This is a genomic window from Pseudolysinimonas sp. (assembly GCF_031389465.1).
In the GTDB taxonomy this organism is placed as follows: Bacteria; Actinomycetota; Actinomycetes; order Actinomycetales; family Microbacteriaceae; genus Pseudolysinimonas_A.
Genome location: NZ_JANMSQ010000323.1, coordinates 1 through 5,975, shown reverse-complemented (window position 1 = coordinate 5,975; position 5,975 = coordinate 1). Strand labels below are relative to the sequence as shown.

Annotated in this window: 7 protein-coding genes; 4 read left to right on the top strand and 3 right to left on the bottom strand. The window is 69.8% G+C overall.

From position 1 onward, the window contains the following. A partial coding sequence (locus RMO30_RS12490) for a DUF255 domain-containing protein (RefSeq protein WP_309714039.1) occupies positions 1 to 686 on the bottom strand: 686 nt, incomplete at its 3' end. An 11-nt stretch (positions 687 to 697) separates the two neighbouring features. On the opposite strand from RMO30_RS12490, the gene RMO30_RS12485 reads away from it, so the two are divergent. Then, a complete protein-coding gene (locus RMO30_RS12485) occupies positions 698 to 1,471 on the top strand; it encodes an MBL fold metallo-hydrolase (RefSeq protein ID WP_309714036.1) in 774 nt (257 codons plus the stop codon). Here the strand turns inward: RMO30_RS12485 and RMO30_RS12480 are convergent. Both RMO30_RS12480 and RMO30_RS12475 read right to left on the bottom strand, forming a co-directional pair. Beyond that, a complete protein-coding gene (locus RMO30_RS12480) occupies positions 1,468 to 2,304 on the bottom strand; it encodes an aldo/keto reductase (RefSeq protein ID WP_309714033.1) in 837 nt (278 codons plus the stop codon). The genes RMO30_RS12485 and RMO30_RS12480 overlap by 4 nt on opposite strands. 24 nt (positions 2,305 to 2,328) lie before the next feature. Then, positions 2,329 to 3,171 carry a sulfurtransferase gene (locus RMO30_RS12475; protein WP_309714030.1) on the bottom strand — a complete coding sequence of 281 codons (843 nt, stop codon included), beginning with the start codon at positions 3,169 to 3,171 and terminating at the stop codon, positions 2,329 to 2,331. A gap of 66 nt (positions 3,172 to 3,237) precedes the next feature. Here RMO30_RS12475 and RMO30_RS12470 point away from each other — a divergent pair, with 66 nt between their 5' ends. The 3 genes from RMO30_RS12470 to hrpA all read left to right on the top strand — a co-directional run. Further along, entirely contained in the window at positions 3,238 to 3,579 is a 342-nt protein-coding gene (locus RMO30_RS12470; protein ID WP_309714027.1) for a metalloregulator ArsR/SmtB family transcription factor, read from the top strand. A gap of 24 nt (positions 3,580 to 3,603) precedes the next feature. Beyond that, positions 3,604 to 4,587, top strand: coding sequence for an SRPBCC family protein (locus RMO30_RS12465; protein WP_309714022.1), 984 nt, complete (start codon positions 3,604 to 3,606; stop codon positions 4,585 to 4,587). A 33-nt stretch (positions 4,588 to 4,620) separates the two neighbouring features. Then, the coding region (gene hrpA / locus RMO30_RS12460; protein WP_309714019.1) for an ATP-dependent RNA helicase HrpA at positions 4,621 to 5,975 on the top strand (1,355 nt) is incomplete at its 3' end.

Genomic DNA, 5,975 nt, shown 5'->3' with positions numbered 1-5,975 from the left:
GTTCGTCGGCCAAGCTCGCGGGCGGGGTTGCCTCCCTGTTCGAGCAGGAACGCGAGCACCGGGGTTGTCGGAAACTTCGGGGCGGTTCCGAAGCCGCCGAATTCCCGGTCTTCGACCGCGAGCACCTCGGTGACCGCAGCTTCGAGAACCGCGGGCGACAACCCGGCCTCGTCGGCGATGGGACGGTCGGCGGTCAGCGCGGCGACAAGCGCGGTTGCCGTCTGCTCCACCTCGTCGCGCCGCTGCGTCCAGGCGTCGGTGATGGCGTCGAGCACTTCGCGGAAGGCCGGTACCCCCTGCACCGGCCGCGGGGGAAAGTAGGTGCCCGCATAGAAGGTTGCACCGGCCGGGGTGGCGAACACCGTGAGCGGCCAGCCGAGCGACGGGGTGAACGCGCTCGCCGCCGCGAGGTACGCGGCATCGACGTCGGGATGCTCTTCGCGATCGACTTTGATGGCGACGAACCCGGCCGCGAGCTGGGCTGCGACCTCGGGGTCAGAGAAGCTCTCGCGCGCCATCACGTGGCACCAGTGGCAGGTCGCGTAGCCGATCGAGATGAGCACCGGAACGTCGCGGCGCGCGGCCTCGGCGAAGGCATCCTCGCTCCACGGCCACCAGTCGACCGGGTTGCCGGCATGGGAGCGCAAGTAGGGGCTCGTCGAGTCGGCGAGCCGGTTACCCGTCATAGGCTCACCCTATGACGGGCGTTGCCGTGACCTACCTGGGCGGTCCGACCGTGCTGCTCGAGTACGCCGGGTTGCGCATCCTCACGGATCCCACGTTCGACCCGCCCGGCGAGTACGCCGACCCGGGATCGACAACACTCGTGAAGACGGCCGGCCCGGGGCTCACGCTCGCCGCGATCGAGCCGGTCGACGCGATCCTGCTCAGCCACCACGAGCATCCCGACAACCTGGATGCCGCCGGGCGCACCCTCGTGGGCACCGGAATTCCTACCCTCACCACGCCGTACGCCGCCGCCGGGCTCGACCTTCCCGGTGCCACCGGACTCGAACCGTGGGCGACCGCGTTCTTCGAAGCACCGGATGGGCCGATCACCGTCACAGGCGTACCCGCCCTGCACGGGCCGCCGGGGTCTGAAGAGTGGGTCGGGCCGGTGACCGGGTTTCTGCTCGAAGCCCCCGGTGCGCCGAGCGTCTACGTGAGCGGCGACAACGCCGACCTCGACCTGGTCGACGAGATCGCTGCCCGGTTCGCGCCCGTCGGCGTCGCCGTGCTGTTCGTCGGCGCGGCCAGGGTTCCGGCGATCGACGGCCAACTCACCCTCACCTCGGTCGACGCGGTCGCGGCGACCCGGATGCTCGGAGCCCGCGCGGTCGTCGGCGTGCACACCGAGGACTGGGAGCACTTCAGCGAGAGCCGCGCCGACCTCGAAGCCGCCTTCGCCGCCGCCGGGATCGCCGACCTGCTCGTGGCGACCCCGCGCGGGATCCGGGTGGAGATCCCCTAGAAGGTCGCGGTTTCGGGATTCGAGCCCACGCGGTTGCCCGCGTCGAGGGCGTCGATCGCGGCCATCTCGGCGGTGGTCAGCTCGAAGCCGAAGACGTCGAAGTTCGTAGCGATGCGTTCCGCGGAGTTCGACTTCGGGAACACGATGATTCCGCTCTGCAGGTGCCAGCGGATGACGACCTGCGCCGCGCTGACTCCGTGCGCCGCGGCGACCTCGGTGATCGCCGACATCCCCAGCAGGTCGTACTTGCCCTGACCGAGCGGACCCCACGCCTCGATCGCCGTGCCGTGCTCGGCGCCCCACGCCCGCAACTCGCGCTGCTGGAACGTCGGGTGCAGTTCGAGCTGGTCGACGGCGGGAACGGTTGACGACCCGGCGAGCAGCCTCTCGAGGTGCGGCACGTGGAAGTTGGAAACACCGATGCTCGTCGCCTTGCCGGCATCCCGAATCTGCTCCATGGCGAGCCAGGTCTCGAGGTACCGGTCGAGGTCGGGGCGCGGCCAGTGGATGAGGTAGAGGTTCACGCTGTCGAGCTGCAACTTCTCGAGGCTCAGGTCGATCGCGTCGAACGCCGGTTGCGTTCCCTGGTCGGAGTTCCAGAGCTTCGTCGTAATGAACAGCTCGTCGCGGGGAATGCCCGCCGCGGCGATCGCTCGACCGACGCCGACCTCGTTGCCGTAGACCGCCGCGGTGTCGATGTGCCGGTACCCGGCTTCGAGGGCGTCGGACACGATCCGCTCGGTCTCGTCGGGATCGACCTTGAACACTCCGAAACCGAGCTGCGGGATGTCGTGGCCATCGTTGAGCTTCAAGGTGGGAATCGTCGTAGTCATCCCCGCCATCCTGCCACCGCCGCCTCAGCGCGGGCTGGGTCCGGTCGCCACGGGACGGTCCGGGTGCTGCGACCACTGGCTCCACGAGCCGGGGTAGAGGGCCGGCGCGAAGCCCGAGAGGGTGAGTGCGAGCACCTCGTGAGCCGCCACCACACCCGAACCGCAGTAGGCCGCGACCGGCGCCCCCGGGTCAGCGCCGAGTTCGAGGAAGCGCGCCCGCAGCTGCTCGGGCGACAGGAAGCGCCCGTCGGGGTCGAGGTTTGCGGCCGACGGTGCACTCACCGCTCCGGGAATGTGGCCCGCGCGGGGATCGATCGGCTCCTGATCGCCGCGGTACCGCTCTGCTGCTCGCGCGTCGAACAGGGTGCCGTGATCCGGGAAGCCGGCTGCGTCGTCGAGGCCGATCACGGGCATCACGCCGTGACGCAGCCGCACGTCGCCCGGGCGCGGCACTACCTCGCCGGTCTCGAGCGGGTAGCCTTCCGCGCGCCAGGCACCCAACGCACCGTCGAGCACGCGCACGTCGTCGAGACCGCCATCCCGCAGTAGCCACCAGGCTCGGGCAGCCGACATGTTGCCGAGGTCGTCGTAGACGATGACCGTGCGGTCGTTGCGCAGGCCCCAGCGGCGCGCGGCGACTTGCAGTGCACCCGCCTGCGGCAGCGGATGACGGCCCTCGGTGGCGGGACGCGAGTGGTCGGCGAGTTCGGTGTCGAGGTCGACGTAGACGGCGCCCGGGATGTGGCCGGCGAGATAGTCAGGGCGACCGTCCGGCTGATCGAGACGCCAGCGCACGTCGAGGATGCTGACGGCGCCCAGCACCCCGTGGAGGTCCCGGGCGGTGATCAAGGGCGGCGACGCGGTCATGGTGCTCAGGGTAGGCGTCGCGACCGGGGTTGACACCGCGTCGCGCGGGCGCTAACGTACAACCAAATGGTTGTAAATACTAAACTGAGCGACCTCGAGGTCGACCGCATCTTTCACGCCCTCGCCGATGCGACGCGGCGCGACATCGTGCGCCGCACCCTGACGGGTGAGGCCTCCGTGAGCGAACTGGCGGGCGCCTACGCGATGTCGTTCGCCGCCGTTCAGAAGCACGTCGCGGTGCTGGAAGGAGCAGGCCTCGTGACCAAGGAGAGCCGCGGCCGGGAGCGTCTCGTGCGCGCCGACCCCGACACCATCGCCCGCGCGCGAGCTCTACTCGACGCGTACGCCGACCTGTGGCGCAGCCGCATCGACCGACTCGATGCCGTGCTCGCCGAAGACGCCGACTAGAACATCCAGGAGAGGAACCCCACCATGCCCGTGACATCCGTCACCACCGATCTCGAGGCCCTCACGATGACTCTCGTGGCCGACTTCCCCGTCGCGGTTGAGCGCCTCTGGGGCGCCTTTGCCGACCCGCGCAAGCTCGAGCGGTTCTGGGGTCCCCCCGGCTACCCCGCGACGTTCGACACCTACGACCTCCGCCCGGGCGGCATCGCCCACTACTGGATGACGAGCCCCGAGGGTGAGCGGTTCCACGGCCGTTGGGAATTCGCCGAGGTCGAGGAGCCGCACCGCATCGTCGTGCTCGACTCGTTCGCCGACGCGCAGGGCGAGGTCGACCCGTCGATGGGGACGGGACGCATGACCTTCACGTTCGAGAGCACCGCTCAAGGGTCGCGCTACACCGCGGTGTCGGCGAACGAGACGCTCGAGGACCTCGAGAAGGTGCTCGCGATGGGCCAGGCCGAGGGGATGACCCAGGCGATCGGCCAGCTCGACACCGTGCTCGCCGACCTGCGCGAGTACGCGCTCGGCACGGGCACCCAGGTGGAAGTGCTCGACGACCAGCACGTGCGCATCACCCGCGCGTTCGAGGCGCCGCTCCACCTCATCTGGCGGGCGCACACCGAGCCCGACCTCATGAAGCGTTGGTTGCTCGGCCCCGACGGCTGGAAGATGACCGTCTGCGAGGTCGACCCAACCCCGGGCGGCGCCTACCGGTACGCCTGGGAGCCGGTAGACGGCACGCCCGGGCACGGGTTCGGCTTCGACGGCGAAACCCTGGTCTTCGAGCCCGAGCGTCGGATCGTCACCACGGAGCGCATGACCGGTGCCGATTTCCCGGCGACGACCAACGATCTGTCGTTCGACGAGGAGGACGGCGTGACCCTGCTGACCCTCCTCGTGACGTACGCTGACGCGGCACAACGCGACGCCATCCTCGCCACCGGCATGACGGACGGCATGGAGACCAGCTACCAGCGGCTCGAGCGGGAGCTCGTCACGACGGGCTAGCGCGGTCGGTGGGAGCCATAGGCTGGTCGGCTGATGTCTCCCACCGATCTCGAGATCACCTACCCACCCGAGCTGCCCGTCAGCCAGGTGCGGGACGAGCTCGCGCGCGTCATCGCGGCCAACCAAGTCGTGATCGTCGCGGGCGAGACCGGCTCGGGTAAGACCACGCAGTTGCCGAAGATCTGCCTCGAGCTCGGGCGCGAGAAGATCGGCCACACCCAGCCCCGGCGGATCGCCGCGAGGTCGGTAGCCGAGCGGATCGCCAGCGAACTCGGGGTCGAACTCGGCGGTGTGGTCGGCTACCAGGTGCGGTTTGATGACCGGTCGGCACGCGACACCCGCGTGAAGCTGATGACCGACGGGGTGCTGCTCGCCGAACTGCAGCGCGACCGGGATCTGAAGCGCTACGACACGATCATCATCGACGAGGCTCACGAGCGGTCGCTCACGATCGACTTCTTGCTCGGCTACCTCGCGCAACTGCTGCCCCGGCGGCCCGACCTCAAGGTGATCGTGACGTCGGCGACGATCGACCCTGAGTCGTTCGCCAAGCACTTCGCGGCCCCCGACGGCTCCCCCGCGCCGATCGTCGAGGTGAGCGGGCGCACCTACCCCGTCGACATCCGCTACCGGCCCTTGGTGTCGGAGCGCATGGACGATCAGGAGGGCGAGCCCGTCGAAGACCTCGACTACCTGCAGGGCATCGGGGCGGCCCTCGACGAGCTCGCGCGGGAACCCGACGGTGACGTGCTGGTATTCCTGTCGGGCGAGGCCGAGATCCGCGACGCCCAGGATGCGCTGTCGTCGCGCCCGCACACGGAGGTCGTGCCGCTCTACGGGCGGCTGTCGTCGGCCGAGCAGCACCGGGTGTTCGACACGAAACGCGCACCCGGCATCCGTCGCCGCGTCGTGCTCGCGACCAACGTCGCCGAGACCAGCCTCACGGTGCCCGGCATCAAGTACGTCGTGGATGCCGGCACCGCCCGCATCTCGCGGTACAGCCCGCGCGCGAAGGTGCAACGCCTGCCGATCGAGGCGATCAGCCAGGCGAGCGCGAACCAGCGCTCGGGGCGGGCGGGCCGCACGAGCGACGGGATCGCGATCCGGCTGTACGCCGAAGACGACTTCGCGAGAAGGCCCGAGTACACCGATCCCGAAATCCTGCGCACCGATCTCGCCGCCGTCATCCTGCAGATGATGGCGCTCGGCCTCGGCGACATCATGGCCTTCCCGTTCCTGCAGCCGCCGGACCGACGCGGCGTTCGCGACGGCCTCGACCTGCTCGCCGAACTGGGCGCAATCTCGCGGGTTGAGGAGCGCCCGGCGCAGCCGGACGCGTCTCGAAACCCACGGCTGACGAAGACCGGGCGGATGCTGACGCAGCTTCC